Origin of the sequence: Paraburkholderia domus (genome assembly GCF_905220705.1) — a bacterium.
GTDB lineage: Bacteria > Pseudomonadota > Gammaproteobacteria > Burkholderiales > Burkholderiaceae > Paraburkholderia > Paraburkholderia domus.
In genome coordinates this window covers 131,413-149,220 of the sequence record NZ_CAJNAT010000019.1, presented here as the reverse complement: position 1 = coordinate 149,220, position 17,808 = coordinate 131,413, and the positions used below count along the sequence as shown (strand labels likewise).

Here is a 17,808-nt window from a genome sequence, read left to right as displayed (position 1 = left end):
AGCGCCTGCTCCTTAAACTCAACAGAATACGTTTGTTTCGTCTTCAACTTGTACCTCTGACTTTTCTTGATAAGAAAGTTCAGAGGCGACAACTACTATGACGCCGGGGGCTTTTGACGTCGTGATCGTGGGTGCGGGTATCGCGGGTTGTACTGCAGCGCGGCTGTTCGCGCTCGAAGGTTTTCGTGTAGCTCTGGTGGAGCATCACGTGAACACGGAGGCATTCAAGCAGCTATGTACTCATTTCATTCAAGCCAGCGCTACGCCGACGATGCGGCGTCTCGGTCTCGACCGCTTGATCGAGGACGCGGGAGCCATACGTAACTGCATTGATATCTGGACTCGCTACGGTTGGATTGGCAACGTTTCTCCGGTCGATGAAAATGGTGAGGAGGTGTTCGGATACAACGTTCAGCGTAGTACGCTCGATCCGATCCTTCGACGTCTCGCCATTCAAACCCCTGGTGTCACGAACTTCTTGGGCTGTCATGTGCAACGGCTTGTCGAGCAACAGGGGGAAGTGACGGGTGTCGAATTGGCCGGCGTGCATTCGGGCGTTCTTGTAACACGCCTCATCGTCGGCGCTGACGGCAGAAATTCTCCGCTTGCAACGATCGCAGGAGTCAAACCGGTTTCATCCACCAACACGCGGTTCGGTGCGCTCGCTACCTATCGCGGGGTACCGCTCGTGCGCGGAACCTGCTCGCAAATGTGGATGCGCGGCCCGGAGATGGGTTATATCTTTCCGAACGACGACGGCATCACCGTGGTGACGTACCTGTCCGCAAAGGATGTGTTTGAACAATTCCATGCGTCGCCACGTGAGTCGCTGATGCGAGCTATGGCCGGTTTTCCCGACGCACCAGATTTATCGGCGGCGACACCGATAGGACAGGTTCTGATGGTCAAAGACTATCCGAATTTGCGGCGGCGAACCGTGGTGCGCAATATTGCATTCGCAGGCGACGCTCTGATGAGCGTCGACTTCTTGCCGGGCGTCGGCTGCGGTTTCGCGTTTCAGACCGCGGAATGGCTCGTCGATGCGCTTGCGCCAGCTTTGCGGGGCGATGGGGCTGTGTCGGATGCGCTGAATAGCTACGCCAGAAACGTGTCACGGAAATTGCAGGGCCATCGGTTCTTTATTCACGACTTCGCGCGGCGCCGCAAATTCAACGTGCTCGAGCGAGTCGTATTTGCGGCTGCGGCGAAAGACGATTGGGCGTCGCGACATCTGCATAATTTTGCAGCCCGTTTGATTGGGCCCGCGCAGTTCTTCTCGCCGCAGGCATTGCTGCGTCTGGCTTGGATCAGTCTGAGCCGGCCGGCCTCGCGCAGCGCGCAACGTGACGCACCCGTTTGATCGGGATGTCCTGGCAACTGTCGATAGAAAGCGGATCAGTGAACGTCGGCACCTGTTGCGGAAGGGAGTGACCATGATTGTGTACAAGTTCGGATACGGCCCCAACAGCGAATCACCCGATATCAGTCCCTTCGTCGTGAAGCTCGAAACGTGGCTGCGCATGTCCGGCCTGCCCTATGAGACACGAACCGGCAACTACGCGAAGATGCCAAAGCGCAAGCTGCCCGTCGTTTCTATCGATGGGCAACTGATTGCGGACACTTCTTTCATAATCGAGGAGTTGCAGCGTCGCTATCCGGAAGCACTGAACGACAGCCATCTCAGCGCGCTCGAAAATGCGCAGTCGGTGGCTTTCAGGTCACTCTTCGAGAGCCATCTATATTTTGTACTCCTGTATTTGCGCTGGGGCGTCGACAGCAATATGGCTATCTACCGTCCACTATTGATCGATTACGCACAACGATGCACGCCGGCCGTCCCCAGATACGTAGTCCCGTTAGTCGCACCAGTTGCGTTGGCTTTGGCACGCAGGCGGATGATGCGACAAGCGTGGGACCAAGGCATCGGCCGCCATACGTACGATGAAATCGTTCGTATTGGGATGCTAGCGTGGCGCGCGGTGGCAGAACTGTTAGACGACAGGACCTATCTGCTCGGCGATACGCCGAGTACGCTCGATGCGACTGGCTTTGCATGGATACATTGCGTTCTCCATCATCCCTTTGAAAGCCCAATTCGTGCTTACGTTGCGGGGGAGAAGCGGCTCGTCGCTTATCACGACCGTATCTGGGAACGGTGGTGGACGCGCTCGAATGATTGACGGCGGTTGTCGACGTTCGTTATCTGGCGCGTCGCACTTCAGGCATAGGCCACAATGATGTTGGAAACCATCTCGCCGATCACCTTTCCATCCACGACGAGGGGCGCCAATTCGCTTCTCAAACGATCTAAGAAGGCGTCCTGAACGGATTGTGAAAGCGCTGCTACGCCGGGAGAAACAGGGGTGGCACTGAAGGCGCGCATGGCCTGTTCCACCCCTTGTTCGAAGACTATGGGAAGGCTGCGGGTCAGAATCCGAACGTCGTGGAAGCCCGCCTCCTCGACGGCCATTTGCAGCTCGGCGGTGCTATGCCAACTGAACGGCGCCGTCATCAGGTCAGACAATTCGGGCGTCGTTGTCGCGCCCAGCGCAGTATGGATCGCTGCAAACACCTGATTGCGCTCAATCGCTGTCCACACCGCAATGACTACCCGCCCGCCAGGTTTCAGGACACGTCTCATTTCACGCAGTGCGCTGGGTCGGTCAGGGAAGAATTGCAGCCCTTGCTGGCAAAGCACTACATCAAAAACGCCGGTCGAGGCTAAGAGCGGCGCAGCTGGCGACTCGACGTACTCAATCGGAGCCGCCCCGGGCAACGAAGGCTTCGCTCTAGCAATATCGAGCATAGGGCGAGCTATATCAGTGGCAACAATTCGCCCCTTGGGACCGAGCATTGGCGCGGCACATCGTGCGACAGTGCCAGGGCCCGTTGCTACATCGATGACGATTTGTGCCTGTACCAGCTGAGCTTCATCGAGCAATAGTCTGGCCCAGGGCTCGAATAGGCGTGGGACGAGAAATTCCTCGTAAGCATTCGGAACCGAAGAACCGGTGAACTGAAACTTCGATGCATCTGTCATGTCTGTTCACCCGGTTCGCTGACTGCAAAAAATGCTATGCCAATCGTTCGCGATTGGCAACGTGATCGATTGCATCGCATAGTCACATGGTCGCGCGAGACCGCCTTCGGACGGCGAGTTCTTGCGTTTCACCGACCGGATAGGGCCGACTCCTGCCGGAGGCAAAGTTCGGCATCAACCACGCTTCTGCTCGATAGAAATAAACCGCGAAGTTCCCCGCCTCGGCGGTATCAAAAGATCGATTGCCCGGTAAGCGTAGTCAACCATTCCAATGCCTTCACACCCGCCAGCGAGTTGCCATTGCTATCCAGCCCCGGCGACCAAACGCACACGGCCATCTCGCCAGGCAGCACCGCAACGATCCCACCGCCCACGCCGCTTTTCGCCGGCAACCCGACCCGATAGACGAAATCGCCCGCCGCGTCATAGGTGCCGCAGGTCAGCATCAACGCGGAAAGCCGCTTGGCGGAGCTGGTGTCGAGAATCCGCTCGCCGGTGGCTGGCGCCACGCCGTGATTGGTCAGAAACAGCGCCGCCTTCGCCAGCTCGACGCAGCTCATCGAAATCGCGCACTGCCGGCAATAAGCGTCGACTACGATTTCCGGCGGCATCTCCATGTTGCCGAAGCTCGCCATGAAATGCGCCATCGCGCGGTTGCGGTGGGCGTGCTGCAACTCCGACTGCGCGACGCGCAAATCGTAGTCGATACTGATTTCGCCCGTGAGCCGCCGCATGAATTCGACTAGTGCTGTTTCAGCCTGCACAAAACGGCGGCACAACACGTCGGTGACGACGAGTGCGCCCGCGTTGATGAACGGATTACGCGGCTTGCCGTATTCGGCCTCCAGCTGGACCAGTGAATTGAAGGCATTGCCGGACGGCTCGCGCCCCACGCGGTGCCAGAGCTCGTCGCCGAGCAGCCGGAACGCCATCGTGCAGGCGAACAGCTTGGAAATACTCTGGATGGAAAAACGCGTGTCGGCGGCGCCGGTGCGGAACACTTCGCCCGCGGCAGTGACGATCGCCATGCCGAAACTGTCGGCCGGGACATTAGCCAGTTCGGGAATGTAATCGGCGACCTTGCCGGTGCCCAGATAAGGCTGAAGATCGCGATGAATCTGTTCGAGGATGGATGCGTAGTTCATTGGGTTCGGACCGTTGAAGCCGCGATTCTAATGGCAACCCGGCGCGAATTGTTCGTGCGGCGAGGCGGTGCCGGGTTCGAGCAGCGTTCGCAAGGGTATGCTAATCTTGCTGCTTTTCTTGCGACAACCGGGCAAAACGGACATACATGTTGGAAGCTTTCGATCCGGACGGCATCGAGCGTCGGGTATTCGTGGTTGATGAGCGTTACGACGCACTGGACGAGCCGTGGCGCGCCTACCGTCACGCGCGGTTAATCCACGTGAGCGTGGGCGTGCTGACCGTGCGCACCGAAACCGGACGATGGGTCGTGCCGCAGGGGCACGCGCTCTGGCTGAAGGCGAACGTGCAGCATTGTCTGTCTGCCGCTGAGCCGGTGCGACTCCATTCGCTGTATGCCGACCCAGATGCCGCGCCGCTACCCGCGCAAAGCCTCGCCCTGGCACTCGACCGCCTCGCCGAAGCTTTGTTGTGCGCCGCGGCCGAGCTACCGCACGACAAACCGCTCGACGAACCCGCCGAGCGCCTCCTGCAGGTCTTGCTGGACCGCCTGTCGGGATTGCCCGCTGCGCCCCTGGCGCTGCACTGGCCGCGCGATCCGCGCACCCAGCGGATCGCCGAAGCGCTGAACGCCAACCCGGCGGAGCCGGCGGTGCTCGACGACCTGGCCGAGGCCGCCGGCGTGACCGCTCGCACGGCGGCGCGCCTGTTCGTCAAGGAGACCGGGCAGACCTTCGGCCAGTGGCGGCAGCAACTGCGGCTGCAAGTTGCACTGGAGCGCCTCGGCACTGGAGTGAGCGTCACGCAGGTGGCGCTCGAAGTCGGCTACAACGACGTATCGTCGTTTATCGCGGTGTTCCGCGACGCTTTCGGCGACACGCCCGCACGCTATTTCCGCTGACGCAGCGCCGGAAAACCCCGCAATCAGTGCGCGCCCGCCGCACCCGCTCCGCCGCCCCTGGCCGGCTTCGTAATCCAGATTAGCGGAATGATCAGAATGAAAATGATCGCCGACACATAGAAGATGTCGTTCAGGCCCATCATCGCGGCCTGGGTGTTCACCGTGAAATCGAACAGCGCGTGCGCCGATTGCGAATTCAGGTGCAGCAACGACTGGGTCGAATCGATCTGCTGATTGAACACCGGGTTGTTCACGGTAGCCTGCTCGGTGAGCCGTTCATGGTGCAGCACCGTGCGGTTATTCCACTCGTTGCCGGCGATCGACGTGCCTACCGCGCCGCAAAACACCCGCACGAAATTCGATAGGCCAGCGGCCGCCGGAATCTTGCTCGGCGGCTGGCCGGACAGAATGATCGCCGTCAGCGGCACGAAGAACATCGCCATCGGAATACCTTGCAGCAGCGTCGGGATCACGAGGTGCCATGTGTCGATTTCGATCACGTACTTCGAGCGCATATAAAACACGATCGCAAAGCCGATAAACGCGAGCGTGGCGATGATGCGCGCGTCCGAGCGTGGCAGCACCCGGCCCATTACGGGCGCGAGAATCACCGCGAACACGCCGAGCGGCGCGGTGACGAGACCGGCGTCCACCGAGCGGTAGTTCAAATACTCCTGCATCCATTGCGGCAGCAGCACCAGGTTGCCGAAGAACACGCCGTACGCCACCGAAATCGCGATCGTGCCGCCGAGGAAGTTGCGTTGCTGGAACAGCCGCAAATCGACGATCGGATTCTCCTCGGTCAGCTCCCACACGAGGAAAAACGCGAAACTGATCACCGCGGTGACGCCGAGAATCACGATCACCGGCGACGAGAACCAGTCGAGGTCCTTGCCTTTGTCGAGCATGATCTGCAGTGAGGCGACCCACGTAATCAGCAGGCCGAGCCCGACCACGTCGATGGGTGGCTTGCGGGTTGCCGACTCGCGGGTGCGATAGATCATCCACGTGACGCCGGCCGCGAAAATGCCGACCGGAATATTGATGTAGAAGATCCACGACCAGCTGTAGCTATCCGTGATCCAGCCGCCGAGCGCGGGGCCCGCAATCGGGCCGACGGTGGCCGTCATCGCCCATAGCGAGAGCGCAGTCGACGATTTCTCCTTGGGATAGGAGCCGAGCAGAATCGCTTGCGAGAGCGGAATCAGCGGACCGGCCACCGCGCCCTGGAAAATCCGCGCGACCAGCAGGATCGGCAGCGTGGGCGCGATGCCGCACAACCACGAAGCCAGCACGAACATCAGAATCGCACCGACGAACAGCTTCACCTGGCCGATGCGTTGCGTGAGCCACCCGGTCAGCGGAATCGAGACGGCATTGGCTGCGGCGAATACGGTGATGACCCACGTGCCTTCATCAACCGAGACGCCGAGGTTGCCCGAAATGGTTGGAATCGCGACGTTCGCAATCGACGTGTCGAGCACGTTCATGAAGGTGGCGAGCGCCACGGCGATGGTCGCCAGAACCAGTTTGCCGCCTTGCAGAGGCGGCGGTGGTGCGGGCGGCGCGGCAGCAGGCGCGGACGGGGGCTGGCTCAAACGATTCTCCGGATTGCGGTGCTACGGAAGTTCACTGCGGTGTTTTGTTCGCCGCTCGCGCAATGAGCCGGGCGGCCGGTCGAGTGCTCGCAAAAGCATACCTGTATTCACGTTTTGACGTTGTCGGCCCACGCAGATCCGACGGCAGAAACCAATCCGGCAGCGTATGCTCGCGGCTGAGGCCGCATGCAGCTTCGCGAAGCTACGTGGGCTTGCATGAAGGGCAGCACGTTGCGGCGCGGTTGGCTACGCGTGCGGAAACACGATCCGAGCGTACAGCGAGTACAAACAGAGGAATTGAAAATGGCCTGGGAGCAATTCGAACACGGCTGGCGGCGCGCGCCCGCAACAACGCCCGCCAAGGCATTGGTGGTGCTGATGCACGGCGTGGGCAGCAATGCGCGCGATCTGATGCCGCTCGCGGACATCTGGAGCGAGAGCTTGCCGGACGTGGCGTTCACCTCGCTCGACGGCACCGACGCCTTCGAAGGCGGCTTCGGCGGACGCCAGTGGTTCAGCCTGCGCGATGTCAACGAGGACAATCGCGAGGCCCGCGTTGCGGCGGCCTATCCGGCGCTGCGGCGCATGCTCGATGCCGAACTGGCGTACTGGCAAGTTCCTTTCGACCGCCTTGCATTGGTCGGCTTCTCGCAAGGTTCGATCATGGCGATGCATCACGTGGCGACCAGCGCGGAAGGCGCTTCCGCCGTCGTCGCGTATTCGGGGCGGCTCGCCTCGGCAATCGTCGCGCAGAACGGCACACCGCTCACGCTCGTGCACGGCGAAGCAGACGAAGTGATCCCGGTGCAGGAACTGGAATACGCCGCGGATGCGTTCAGCAACGCCGGCTACGCGGTCGATGCCTACGCCTTGCCCGGCATTGGTCACACGATTAATGCGGACGGTGTCGAGCTCGGCAGGCAGGTGCTGGAGCATGCGCTCGGCGCTTTGTCGCGTGACTGACACGGCCCTGATTGAAAAGTGGCCCTAAAGATTCTGATTTGCTTGCCGTTATCTGCTCATAAGCACGAAAATCACCCCCGCCGCGCGGACTGCGCAACGCCCATCCGGGCGTACCAAGAGGCTCGGGTGACCGGGGGCGCATTTTCCAGACTGCCCGGCAAGGGCGGATAACGACACATCAGAGCCTTCCTATGGCCAGACCGACGCCGCATTACCCGCTTTTCGATCGACTGTTCCGTCATTCCGTGGCGGTGGACCTCGGCACGGCCAATACCCTTATCTATACCGACAACGGCGGCATCGTGCTGAACGAGCCGTCCGTCGTGGCTTTCCAGAAAGAGCCCAGCGCCGGTCAAAAACGTGTGACGGCAGTGGGCACCGAAGCGCGCCAGCTGCTCGGCCGTGCGCCGCGCAACGTCGAAGCGGTGCGGCCGATGCGGCATGGCGTGATCGCCAATTTTTCCGCTGCCGAGCAGATGATCCGGCAATTCGTCGACATGGCCCGCCCGCGGCCGCTGTTCAGCCGACGCGCAGCGTTCACCCTGTGCGTGCCGGCAGGCGCGACCCAGGTCGAGCGTCGCGCGATCAAGGAGGCCGCGGTGGCGGCCGGCGCGTGGAAGGTCAGTCTGATCGGGGAATCGCTGGCGTCGGCGGTCGGCGCCGGCTTGCCGGTATCGGAGGCGGTCGGCTCGATGGTGGTGGACATCGGCGGCGGCACGACCGAAGTCGGCGTGATCTCGCTCGGCGGCCTCGCGTATAGCGGCTCGATTCGTGTGGGCGGCGACAGTTTCGACATGGCGATCATCAGCTATGTGCGCAACCTCTATGGCGTGCTGCTCGGCGAGCAGACCGCCGAACACGTCAAGAAGGGCATCGGTTCGGCTGTGCGCGACGTGCCGGTCGAGCATATGAACGCAACCGGACGCAGCGTCGACGACGGCTTGCCGCGCACGGTCCAGTTGAGCAACCACGATATCGCCGATGCAATCGATGGCCCGTTGCGTCAGGTGATCGGCGCCGTGAAACGCGCGCTTGAAACAGCGCCGGCCGAACTGGTGACCGATATCGCGCACAGTGGCATCGTGCTGACCGGTGGCGGCGCGCTGCTCGCCAATCTGGGCCGCCGCCTGACCAACGAACTGGGGCTTGAAGTCCGCGTTGCGGATGAACCGCTCACTTGCGCCGTGCGTGGCGCGGGCGCGGCGGCTGCCGCCGGGTTGCTCGACGAAAGCGACTACGAGTGATGTGGTGCGGGACGTCCCGCGTTGCAGGTGGCCGGGAATCGCGCTAACCGCATGAGCCGGCGGGCGCATTGCGCCGGTCGCGAGGCGCTGGGCATAAATCGCTGCACGCACGCCGAACAAGCCTCGGCGGACATTTATCGGCTGTGTGACAATACGCTCCGTGTCCCAATTGCAGGGACGCGAACCCGCTTTCTTCCGCGAATCTATTTCTCGCCGGCACCGCTGATGGTTTCAGCCGTTGCCGCGCTGTCCGTGAACCACCTGTGAATCAATCCGTTTCCGCTTCGTCCTCGCCTGCATCCCCGTCTTTCGTCGAATTGCATAGCGGCTTGCGCATGCCCTATGTGGAAGCCGGGGAGGGCGAACTGCTGCTGTTCGTGCATGGCTCGCTATGCGATTACCGCTATTGGCAACCGCAACTCGCGGGTCTTTCGAAGCAGTACCGCTGCGTTACGGTGAGTCTTACGCATTATTGGCCGGTGACGGATACCGAGTCCGACCAGCCGTTCAGCTGGAGCGAGCATGCTGACGACGTGGCCGAATTCATTGATCGTTTCGGCGCAGGGCCGGCACACGTGGTGGGTCACTCGCGCGGGGGCTGCGTGGCGTTTCATTTCGCGCGGCGCCATCCGCAGTACGTGCGCACGTTGACGCTCGCAGACCCAGGCGGCCCTTTGCAGATCGCTGGGCGGCCGCCTGCGAGTTTGCCGGAAACCGTGAACGCATTGCGTGCGAAAGCCGCGCAGCTGATTGAAACAGGTGAGGTGGAAGCCGGCTTGCAACTGTTCGTCGATTCGGTGAGCCGTCCCGGTTTCTGGGCGATGAGCACGCCGGGTTTTCGCAGGATGGCGACCGACAACGCACACACGCTCGCGCGTCAATTCCGCGACCCGTTGCCCGCATACGTACCCGAGCAAGCCGCCGAAGTGCGCTGCCCGGTGCTGCTGATCGACGGCGAAAAGAGTCCCGACATGTTCCGCCGCACGGCGACGGCGCTGCAAACATGGCTGCCTGACGCGCGCCGCGAAACGGTGCGCGGCGCCTCGCACGGGATGAATCTCGCGCATCCGGCAGCGTTCAATCGTTACATCGACGAGTTCATTCGCTCAGTGGACGTTTGATAAACCACCAGGTGCAGTTCAAGCCTTGCGATGCGCGTCTTTATCGAGCGCGCGTTCCGCGGCTTCGCCGACGAGGCCGTGGTAATACAGATGCACGCCGATCGCGAGCGAGTCGTTGCGAATTTCGTGGAAGGCTTTCCATGCCTTCACCGGATCTTTGAACAGCAGATAGTGCGCTTCCTGCGCGATCAGATCCGCGACTTCGTGCAGGCCATGGCCGTGCAGCACATCCACGAGCGTATCGAGACTGCGATGGGTACGCGCGTCGGTACGCGGGTAAAGCATATGCAGCACTGCCACGTCTTGCGTCTTCAAGGCCGCTGACAGCGCCACGACGATGTCCTGATGATTCAGCGCGGTGACGATTTTGTCTTCGTCGTGGACGTGATCCGGAAACAGTGTTTCGAGTGAGGCGTTCATCGGGTCCTTCCTGATCTTCTAGCTGATGAAAAAAGCCCGCCGCAGGACGGCGGGCCAAAGACAGCGATGTGTTCGCAGGGGAAGCAAAACACGGATTCAGTATCGCAGAGCGGCCGTGCTTGTGCAGCTTGACTGCCGCAAAACATTGTTGCAGTAAGTGCACCAACTTTTGTTTGTCGGTGGATGTCGCTCTGCGGACACAGCGCGTTTTCGTGCCGCGTACTTTCGCTGATTTCCGCGTGTTTCAGGCGATTCCGCCCATTTTTCAGGCAACGAATGTTGCGCCAGTCGAGATGGATTGTTGCGGTCAATCGTCGCAATCAAAGCGCCTTCGGACCGTAGAATGCGAAGCGGAGCCTGGGCATGCCACGCGGCGATCCGACGATCGAGCATGCCGGCACGTGTGCTATGTGAAAGTAAAAGGAACGTGTAGATGAACTCGAAGACACACGCAACGCTGAGCTTTTCCGACAGCGATCAGACGATTGATTTGCCCATTTATCAGGGCACGCTCGGGCCGGATGTCATCGATATCCGCAAGCTTTACGGCCAGACCGGCAAGTTCACGTACGACCCGGGTTTCATGTCCACGGCGGCATGCAATTCCGAAATTACATATATCGACGGTGACAAAGGCGAGCTGCTGTATCGCGGTTATCCGATCGACAATCTGGCGCAAAATGCCGACTTCCTCGAAACCTGCTACCTGCTGCTGAAGGGCGAGTTGCCGGATGCACAGCAGAAGGAGGAGTTCGTCACTACCGTCACGCAGCACACGATGGTTCACGAGCAGATGCATTTCTTCTTCCGCGGTTTCCGTCGTGACGCACACCCGATGGCGATTCTGGTTGCCGCAGTCGGCGCGCTGTCGGCGTTCTATCATGACTCGCTCGACATCAACAATCCGCAGCACCGTGACGTATCCGCGATCCGCATGATCGCGAAGCTGCCGACCCTGGTGGCGATGGCCTACAAGTACACCGTGGGCCAGCCCTTTGTTTATCCGCAGAACGACCTGTCGTACAGCGCGAATTTCATGCGCATGATGTTCGCCAATCCGGCGGAAGAGTACGAGGTCAATGACGTGCTGGTGCGCGCACTGGACCGCATTCTGATTTTGCATGCCGATCACGAACAGAACGCGTCGACCTCGACGGTCCGTCTGGCGGGTTCGTCGGGAGCCAATCCGTTCGCGTGTATCGCTGCGGGTATCGCTTGCCTGTGGGGCCCGGCGCATGGTGGCGCGAACGAGGCTGCGCTGAACATGCTGGAAGAAATCGGCTCGGTCGACAATATCCCTGAGTTCATTGCGAAGGTGAAGGACAAGAACTCCGGCGTGAAGCTGATGGGCTTCGGTCATCGCGTCTACAAGAACTACGATCCGCGCGCGAAGCTGATGCGTGAGACCTGCTACGAAGTGCTGGAAGAGCTGGGGCTGCACGACGATCCGCTGTTCAAGCTGGCGATGGCGCTGGAAAAGATCGCGCTGGAAGACGACTACTTCGTGTCGCGCAAGCTGTATCCGAATGTTGATTTTTATTCGGGGATTGTGCAGCGTGCGCTGGGTATTCCGACGGCGATGTTCACGTGTATCTTCGCGATGGCACGTACGGTTGGCTGGATTGCGCAGTGGAACGAAATGATCGCCGATCCGGAGCAGAAAATTGGGCGGCCGCGGCAGTTGTTTGTCGGGGCGACGCAGCGGCAGGTTTTGCCGTTTGGCAAGCGGTAAAGGTTTGGTTTTTGCCTGTGAGGCGCTTGGTGTTTGGGCGCCTGTGGAGATGGCCTTTCCTTGATCTGACTCTTTGGCCTTTCCTTGTATTGCTATTGGTTTATTAGCGTTGCCCCTGTGCGGGGCGGCACCTACTTCTCTTTGCTGCTGCAAAGAGAAGTAGGCAAGAGAAAGCAGCTCACACCGCCAGCCCATAAGCGGGGCCCTCGCACAGCCGCGGTAGTGGTGCATCTGGAATCGGTGCCCTGGCACATTCAGCCCTGGCGACAAGGCCGTCATACTTCCGGCGGCGCTACGCGCGCCGAAGCGTACTTCACAAAACCCACTGCTACGTTTTCGCACTTGCGTTTTGCCAGGACCGTGGCTCGCTACGGCAACCGTAACGCGTGGGCGTTTCGTTTGGGCTGTGTTTTCGTACTTTCATTTGCTTACGCAACCCGTCTTCGGGATACATGGGCGCTTCGCCGAGGCGAAGCCGATGGCTCCCACCACGCGTAGACGAAGCCCCGGGTTTCCCATGCAGACCCATCCGCGACGCACGCAGTGCGAAGTGGGAGCTGACGAGCCCTTTGTCACTAACGCTGAAGGTGCGAGGACACAGATTCCAGATGCACCACTATCGCGACTGCGCGGGGGACCCGCTTATGGGCTGGCGGTGTGAGCCGCTTTCTTTGCTTATCTTTCTTTGCGGCGGCAGAGAAAGTAAGTGCCGCCCCGCACAGGGGCAACGCTAATAGACCACTAAGAAATCAAGGAAAGGCCAAAGAAGCCAGACCAGGAAACGCCAAGGAGTCAGATCAAGGAAAGCCCACCGCCGCAGGCAAAACAGCCGCACAAGCCCCGCGCAGCGAACAAAAAAAACACAACCTGCATGTCCCATGCCAAACCAAAAAATCGAAACTCTCCTGTGATAAGTTCGTCTGACGCGGACAGACCCTCTACAATCGGAAGCGACCACCCAGCATCCAGCACCCAGCGCCAACCGAAACTGAAAGTCAACGCGAAAGCGAACACGAACATCATAGGAGCGACCCTGATGCAGCAGCCAGAAGCCCTCGGCGGCCTGTCCCACTCGGGCGGAATCGACCACCGCGAACCCGAGCCGGACGGCGCGTTCATCCCGACAGAAAACCTCAACGTCGCGAGCGCCACCCAGCACGTGCTGAAGTCTGGCGACACCTTCATCGTCAACGACCCCCTCGGCGATATCACCGGCCACGACGACGGCCTGTTCGTCAACGACACCCGCGTCCTCTCGCAACTACGTCTCACCTTCGGCGGACGCGCGCCCTCGTTGCTGTCGGGCAGCGTCAGCAGCGACAACACATCGTTCACCGCGCATCTGACCAATCGCCCCCTGCCGCCGCTCGGCGGCGACAGCACACCGGAAGGCGTGATCCACGTCGAGCGCGTGCGCGTGCTCTCGGGCACCGTGCTCAACGAAGCCATCGAACTCACCAACTACGGCACGAGCGACGCGGTCGTCCCGCTGTCCATCTCCTTTGCGAGTGACTTCCGCGACATGTTCGAAGTGCGCGGCCTCAAACGCGACAAACAGGGCCGTGTCGAACCGGCGCGCGTCGAGAACCGCGAGGTGCTGCTCGGCTATATCGGTCTCGATGACGTGGCGCGCAATGTGCAGATCGCCTTCTCGCCGGAGCCGGACAAGCTCTTCGCCGATCGCGCGGACTACACCGTCAAGCTGCCGGCGCAAGCGTGCGTGTCGATCTATCTGTCTGTCGCGGTGCAGGTGGTCGCGCAAGCCGACAAGCCGGCCGCAGGTGTCGCACAACCCACGCACGCGGTGAGTGAAGCCCATCTGTCGCAAATCGATGCGGAGCGCCCGCGCGTCGGCCGCGCTGCAGTGCGTGCCGCACTGGTCGACGCCCACCTTGTGATGCGTGAACGGCGCCGCGTCACCGCGCGCGTGCGTTCGAGCAATCCGCTCTTCAACGCGTGGATCGACCGCTCGCTCGCCGACCTGGGTCTGCTAACTACCGATCTCGCCACGGGCCCGTATCCCTATGCCGGCATCCCGTGGTTTTCAACGCCGTTCGGGCGCGATGCGATCATCACGTCGTTGCAGACGCTGTGGTTGCAACCGAATCTGGCCGCTGGCGTGCTGCGCTTTCTCGCCGAACATCAGGCGCGCGACAATTCGCCGTTTCGTGACGCCGCACCCGGCAAGATCATGCACGAAATGCGCAAAGGCGAAATGGCCGCCACCGGTGAAGTGCCGTTCGCGCTGTACTACGGCGGCGTCGATAGCACGCCGCTCTTCATCGTGCTGGCCGGCGCCTATGCGGCACGTACGGGGGACCTCGCCCTGATTGACGAGTTGTGGCCGGCGCTGGAGCGCGCGGCGCAGTGGGTCGCGGGTGTCTGCGACAAGAACCGTTACGGTCTGCTGGACTATCAGCGCGAATCCGATGGCGGTCTTGCCAATCAAGGCTGGAAGGACAGCCACGATTCGGTCTTTCACGCCAACGGCCGCTTCCCCGACGGCCCTATCGCACTCGTCGAAGTGCAGGCGTATGCGAGCGCGGCATTCGACACGATGGCTCACTTCGCAATGCTGCGCGGCCTGCACGATCCGGCAAAGCAATACAGCGAGCGTGCGAAGAAAATCCGTCAGTGCGTCGAAGAAAAGTACTGGATGGAAGAGTCCGGCTTCTATGGCATCGCGCTCGACGGCCACGGCGAACTGTGCCGCGTGATGGCGTCGAATGCGGGCCATTTGCTGGCCTTCGGTCTGCCCGCGCGCGAGCGCGGCGAAGCGGTGGTGCGCGCGCTCGACTCCACGCTGTTCCATACCGGCTGGGGCGTGCGCACGCTGGCCGCGAGCCAGGCTCGCTTCAACCCGATGGCTTATCACAACGGCTCGGTCTGGCCGCACGACAACGCGATCTGCGCACGCGGCTTGTCGCGCTACGGCGGCAAGGCGTCGGCGGTGAAACTGTTGCAGGCGCTGTTTCAGGCAGCGGTCAATTTCGACATGCGCCTGCCCGAGCTGTTCTGCGGTTTCCCGCGGCGGCGCGGCGAGCCGCCTACCGCCTATCCGGTCGCCTGCCTGCCGCAAGCCTGGGCGGCGGGCTCGCCGTTCATGATGCTCGAAGCATGTCTGGGCATCACGATCGATGCGGAGCGGCGCGAAGTGGTGATCGAACAGCCCATGCTGCCTGAAGGCATCGACTGGCTCGAAGTCGGTGATCTGAAGGTGGGTGATTCGTCGGTGTCGATCACGTTCCGGCGGATCGGCGACAAGGTGGTCGCGTCAGCGGCCGAGCAGGGCGACGTGCGGGTGGTCGCGCTGCTTTAGACACCTGCTGAAAACACTGTTGGCTAGCAAACGAAAGTTGTCCTGCGAGCCGAACCTGATTAGTTGAAAAATCAGAGACGCGGCGCATTGCCATACCGGCGAACCGGCAGTGGGCACGTGCCTGCCGGAACCCAACTCCATCGGCGAGGAGATATCCATGATAGAGGTGACGAATACTTACGACCTGCAGCCAGGCGTGAATCTGGAGTCTTACGCCGAATGGGCCAGGAAGGCAGCGGAAACGATTGTGCAGCAGCCAGGTCTGGTCGAACTTCGCGCGAACCGGAATATGCTCGGCGCCCCGCAGATTCGAACGACCACCTGCTGGAGGTCTACAATCGACTGGGCGACGTTCGCAGACGGGCCATGGCGCGTGCTGGAGCAGGAATTACGGACCTTCGCGACCAATTTCAAGGTTGAGATGTGGGGACCGTCGCCGCTCCTGCAGACGCCACTCCGTCCGGACCCAACCGGCGGTGCTGGTGCATGAGCAGACCCACGCGCGTCGTCAGCATCGAAACCGGTCGCGGCAGTCCGTCCGAAAGAGCAATTTTTTTGGGCGTCTGCCTCACCTGACCCAGATGCACGCGTGCTGTGTTCACGAATTGCACACTTCTTATGGTTCTCCTCGCTCCTCAGTCGCCGTCATGGCAGAGAAGGGGACGTCGAACTCAGAACCATAACGTTGGCCGTACTTCAGTTCGCGCCAGTGCCGCGACGACGCCCAACGCGTCACGTCATGGACGGACGACCATCTGTGCGGTACCCAAGAGGCCGGAGGAGGGCTGAAACAACATTATGTGGTCGCGACACCGAGTGCGCCGTCACGCGTGAGGCATTCGAGCAGCATTTCTGGGTACAACCCGGTGCAGCAGAAGCGCTTGTCCTCAAGGCCTTTTCGGAGGGTCGTAGACGCATCGTCGCTGTGGCGGAAAGGTCGGCCTCAGTTAGCAACCCTCGTATTGCATCTATGTCTTCGACGCGTGCTGAACGAATTGCCATGGTGTCAGTGTCTCTTTGTCGAATATTCAACTGTTGGCTATGGTTTGCGTACGATTTCAGCCCATCCGCAGCCTGAAGGCACAGGCTATGTTGTAGCTGCCAGTGTTCCAGTCACGAGTCTTCCGCTCACGCTGTTACTCGATCTCGCCGTCATCGTTGTCCGAATTCCCCGCGGCGTTCTCTTGAGTCATAGCAGCCCCAGTCAGGGTGTTCGCCAGGTCGGGCGTAGCCTCCTTGCGTTCGCTATATCGGTCGGTTAGATAATCCGAACGGTCGCGGACCAGCAACGTGAATTTGTAAAGCTCTTCCATCACATCGACAACGCGGTCGTAATACGACGACAGCTTCATGCGGCCATTCGAATCGAACTCCTGGTATGCCTTGGCCACTGAGGACTGGTTGGGGATGGTGACCATTCGCATCCATCGTCCCAGCACGCGCAACGCGTTGACCGCATTGAAGGACTGGGAACCGCCGCAGACCTGCATCACGGCCAGCGTCCTGCCCTGCGTGGGACGGATGCCACCCATCTCGAGGGGCAACCAGTCAATCTGATTCTTGAACACTGCGGTCAGCGTGCCGTGCCGCTCCGGGCTGCACCAGACTTGTCCCTCCGACCATTCGGATAATTTGCGAAGTTCAACCACTTTGGGATGGTCGGCCGGGGCGCTATCCGCGATGGGCAGGCCGTGTGGGTCAAACACTTTCGTGTCCGCGCCGTAGTGTTGAAGGATACGTTCTGCTTCGAGCGTGAGAAGCCGGCTGTACGAAGTCGGCCGCAGCGAGCCATAGAGCAGCAGGATGCGCGGTGCGTGGGCTGAGACCGTATGTGGCTCGAGCTTTTGCAGGTCAGGCGTGTCCAGATGCGGCGCGCTGATGTTCGGCATGTCCGTTGTCATCAAAGAACCCTCCGGCCCTGCTCGTTGATAACAACCTCGCCATCCTCTTTCGTGAATGGGCCCTGCTGGGGTGAGGGAAGGATATCCAGCACAACCTCGGACGGCCGGCACAGGTGTACGCCCAACGGCGTCACGACAAAGGGCCGGTTAATCAGAACCGGATGTTCGACCATTGCGTCGAGCAATTGCTCGTCCGTCAGCGTCGGGTTCTCGAGCCCAAGGTCGGCGTAGGGCGTGCCTTTTTCCCGCAGCGCGCCACGCACGGTCAGTCCGGCTTTGGCAATCATGTCCTTCAGTTGCTCGCGGCCCGGCGGATGCCGCACATACTCGACGATTTCGGGCTCGATACCGGCATTCCGGATGAGCGCGAGCGTGTTGCGGGATGTCCCGCAGTTCGGGTTGTGAAAGATGGTGACGGTCATGTTG

At 61.0% G+C, this 17,808-nt stretch carries 17 protein-coding genes; 10 read left to right on the top strand and 7 right to left on the bottom strand.

Annotation, left to right across the window (positions count from 1 at the left end; all coding sequences use genetic code 11):
* Positions 1-97 precede the first annotated feature (97 nt).
* On the top strand, positions 98-1,360 hold the full coding sequence (locus tag KHO31_RS26825; RefSeq protein ID WP_211624502.1) for an NAD(P)/FAD-dependent oxidoreductase: 1,263 nt from the start codon (positions 98-100) through the stop codon (positions 1,358-1,360).
* 73 nt (positions 1,361-1,433) lie between these two features.
* Complete coding sequence (locus tag KHO31_RS26820) at positions 1,434-2,180, top strand: glutathione S-transferase family protein (protein WP_201072585.1); 747 nt, start codon at positions 1,434-1,436, stop codon at positions 2,178-2,180.
* A 38-nt stretch (positions 2,181-2,218) separates the two neighbouring features.
* Here the strand turns inward: KHO31_RS26820 and KHO31_RS26815 are convergent, their stop codons facing one another.
* Both KHO31_RS26815 and KHO31_RS26810 read right to left on the bottom strand, forming a co-directional pair.
* On the bottom strand, positions 2,219-3,040 hold the full coding sequence (locus KHO31_RS26815; RefSeq protein ID WP_201072587.1) for a class I SAM-dependent methyltransferase: 822 nt from the start codon (positions 3,038-3,040) through the stop codon (positions 2,219-2,221).
* 230 nt (positions 3,041-3,270) lie between these two features.
* Positions 3,271-4,185, bottom strand: coding sequence for a glutaminase (locus tag KHO31_RS26810; RefSeq protein WP_201072589.1), 915 nt, complete (start codon positions 4,183-4,185; stop codon positions 3,271-3,273).
* 146 nt (positions 4,186-4,331) lie between these two features.
* Between KHO31_RS26810 and KHO31_RS26805 the strand changes: the two genes are divergently transcribed.
* Positions 4,332-5,084, top strand: coding sequence for an AraC family transcriptional regulator (locus tag KHO31_RS26805; RefSeq protein ID WP_211624500.1), 753 nt, complete (start codon positions 4,332-4,334; stop codon positions 5,082-5,084).
* Between the two features lie 23 nt (positions 5,085-5,107).
* Here the strand turns inward: KHO31_RS26805 and KHO31_RS26800 are convergent, their stop codons facing one another.
* Positions 5,108-6,682 carry a DHA2 family efflux MFS transporter permease subunit gene (locus tag KHO31_RS26800; protein WP_201085036.1) on the bottom strand — a complete coding sequence of 525 codons (1,575 nt, stop codon included), beginning with the start codon at positions 6,680-6,682 and terminating at the stop codon, positions 5,108-5,110.
* Between the two features lie 303 nt (positions 6,683-6,985).
* Between KHO31_RS26800 and KHO31_RS26795 the strand changes: the two genes are divergently transcribed.
* The 3 genes from KHO31_RS26795 to KHO31_RS26785 all read left to right on the top strand — a co-directional run bounded on the left by KHO31_RS26795 (position 6,986) and on the right by KHO31_RS26785 (position 10,010).
* Positions 6,986-7,645: an alpha/beta hydrolase gene (locus KHO31_RS26795; RefSeq protein WP_201072595.1), complete on the top strand. Its 660-nt coding sequence runs from the start codon at positions 6,986-6,988 to the stop codon at positions 7,643-7,645.
* A 191-nt stretch (positions 7,646-7,836) separates the two neighbouring features.
* On the top strand, positions 7,837-8,889 hold the full coding sequence (mreB, locus tag KHO31_RS26790; protein WP_201072597.1) for a rod shape-determining protein: 1,053 nt from the start codon (positions 7,837-7,839) through the stop codon (positions 8,887-8,889).
* Between the two features lie 335 nt (positions 8,890-9,224).
* On the top strand, positions 9,225-10,010 hold the full coding sequence (locus KHO31_RS26785; RefSeq protein ID WP_201072998.1) for an alpha/beta fold hydrolase: 786 nt from the start codon (positions 9,225-9,227) through the stop codon (positions 10,008-10,010).
* A gap of 18 nt (positions 10,011-10,028) precedes the next feature.
* Here KHO31_RS26785 and KHO31_RS26780 read toward each other — a convergent pair whose 3' ends face one another.
* A complete protein-coding gene (locus tag KHO31_RS26780; RefSeq protein WP_201072599.1) occupies positions 10,029-10,430 on the bottom strand; it encodes a hypothetical protein in 402 nt (133 codons plus the stop codon).
* Between the two features lie 433 nt (positions 10,431-10,863).
* Between KHO31_RS26780 and gltA the strand changes: the two genes are divergently transcribed.
* Positions 10,864-12,162 carry a citrate synthase gene (gene gltA, locus KHO31_RS26775; protein WP_201122824.1) on the top strand — a complete coding sequence of 433 codons (1,299 nt, stop codon included), beginning with the start codon at positions 10,864-10,866 and terminating at the stop codon, positions 12,160-12,162.
* Positions 12,163-12,954: 792 nt separating this feature from the next.
* On the opposite strand, the gene KHO31_RS26770 is transcribed toward gltA, so the two are convergent.
* Complete coding sequence (locus tag KHO31_RS26770) at positions 12,955-13,185, bottom strand: hypothetical protein (RefSeq protein WP_211624498.1); 231 nt, start codon at positions 13,183-13,185, stop codon at positions 12,955-12,957.
* 13 nt (positions 13,186-13,198) lie between these two features.
* On the opposite strand from KHO31_RS26770, the gene KHO31_RS26765 reads away from it, so the two are divergent.
* The 3 genes from KHO31_RS26765 (at position 13,199) to KHO31_RS40080 (ending at position 16,559) form a co-directional block, all read left to right on the top strand.
* On the top strand, positions 13,199-15,481 hold the full coding sequence (locus KHO31_RS26765) for an amylo-alpha-1,6-glucosidase (RefSeq protein WP_201072605.1): 2,283 nt from the start codon (positions 13,199-13,201) through the stop codon (positions 15,479-15,481).
* Between the two features lie 157 nt (positions 15,482-15,638).
* Entirely contained in the window at positions 15,639-15,971 is a 333-nt protein-coding gene (locus tag KHO31_RS26760) for a hypothetical protein (RefSeq protein ID WP_201072606.1), read from the top strand.
* Between the two features lie 249 nt (positions 15,972-16,220).
* Positions 16,221-16,559 (top strand): DUF1488 family protein, encoded by a 339-nt coding sequence (locus KHO31_RS40080; protein ID WP_201072607.1) that lies wholly within the window; start codon positions 16,221-16,223, stop codon positions 16,557-16,559.
* Positions 16,560-16,617: 58 nt separating this feature from the next.
* On the opposite strand, the gene arsH is transcribed toward KHO31_RS40080, so the two are convergent.
* Together arsH and arsC are read right to left on the bottom strand one after the other, a co-directional pair.
* Positions 16,618-17,382: an arsenical resistance protein ArsH gene (gene arsH / locus KHO31_RS26750; protein ID WP_201072608.1), complete on the bottom strand. Its 765-nt coding sequence runs from the start codon at positions 17,380-17,382 to the stop codon at positions 16,618-16,620.
* On the bottom strand, positions 17,382-17,804 hold the full coding sequence (gene arsC, locus KHO31_RS26745; RefSeq protein ID WP_201072609.1) for an arsenate reductase (glutaredoxin): 423 nt from the start codon (positions 17,802-17,804) through the stop codon (positions 17,382-17,384). The genes arsH and arsC overlap by 1 nt, the downstream gene beginning before the upstream one ends.
* Between the last annotated feature and the right edge of the window lie 4 nt (positions 17,805-17,808).

What these genes read in the sequence shown, in the direction of transcription:
- KHO31_RS26825 (WP_211624502.1), top strand. Translation starts at nt 98, where the DNA reads ATGACGCCGGGGGCTTTTGACGTCGTGATCGTGGGTGCGGGTATCGCG.
- KHO31_RS26820 (WP_201072585.1), top strand. Translation starts at nt 1,434, where the DNA reads ATGATTGTGTACAAGTTCGGATACGGCCCCAACAGCGAATCACCCGAT.
- KHO31_RS26815 (WP_201072587.1), bottom strand. Translation starts at nt 3,040, where the DNA reads ATGACAGATGCATCGAAGTTTCAGTTCACCGGTTCTTCGGTTCCGAAT.
- KHO31_RS26810 (WP_201072589.1), bottom strand. Translation starts at nt 4,185, where the DNA reads ATGAACTACGCATCCATCCTCGAACAGATTCATCGCGATCTTCAGCCT.
- KHO31_RS26805 (WP_211624500.1), top strand. Translation starts at nt 4,332, where the DNA reads ATGTTGGAAGCTTTCGATCCGGACGGCATCGAGCGTCGGGTATTCGTG.
- KHO31_RS26795 (WP_201072595.1), top strand. Translation starts at nt 6,986, where the DNA reads ATGGCCTGGGAGCAATTCGAACACGGCTGGCGGCGCGCGCCCGCAACA.
- mreB (WP_201072597.1), top strand. Translation starts at nt 7,837, where the DNA reads ATGGCCAGACCGACGCCGCATTACCCGCTTTTCGATCGACTGTTCCGT.
- KHO31_RS26785 (WP_201072998.1), top strand. Translation starts at nt 9,225, where the DNA reads ATGCCCTATGTGGAAGCCGGGGAGGGCGAACTGCTGCTGTTCGTGCAT.
- KHO31_RS26780 (WP_201072599.1), bottom strand. Translation starts at nt 10,430, where the DNA reads ATGAACGCCTCACTCGAAACACTGTTTCCGGATCACGTCCACGACGAA.
- gltA (WP_201122824.1), top strand. Translation starts at nt 10,864, where the DNA reads ATGAACTCGAAGACACACGCAACGCTGAGCTTTTCCGACAGCGATCAG.
- KHO31_RS26770 (WP_211624498.1), bottom strand. Translation starts at nt 13,185, where the DNA reads ATGATGTTCGTGTTCGCTTTCGCGTTGACTTTCAGTTTCGGTTGGCGC.
- KHO31_RS26765 (WP_201072605.1), top strand. Translation starts at nt 13,199, where the DNA reads ATGCAGCAGCCAGAAGCCCTCGGCGGCCTGTCCCACTCGGGCGGAATC.
- KHO31_RS26760 (WP_201072606.1), top strand. Translation starts at nt 15,639, where the DNA reads ATGATAGAGGTGACGAATACTTACGACCTGCAGCCAGGCGTGAATCTG.
- KHO31_RS40080 (WP_201072607.1), top strand. Translation starts at nt 16,221, where the DNA reads ATGGACGGACGACCATCTGTGCGGTACCCAAGAGGCCGGAGGAGGGCT.
- arsH (WP_201072608.1), bottom strand. Translation starts at nt 17,382, where the DNA reads ATGACAACGGACATGCCGAACATCAGCGCGCCGCATCTGGACACGCCT.
- arsC (WP_201072609.1), bottom strand. Translation starts at nt 17,804, where the DNA reads ATGACCGTCACCATCTTTCACAACCCGAACTGCGGGACATCCCGCAAC.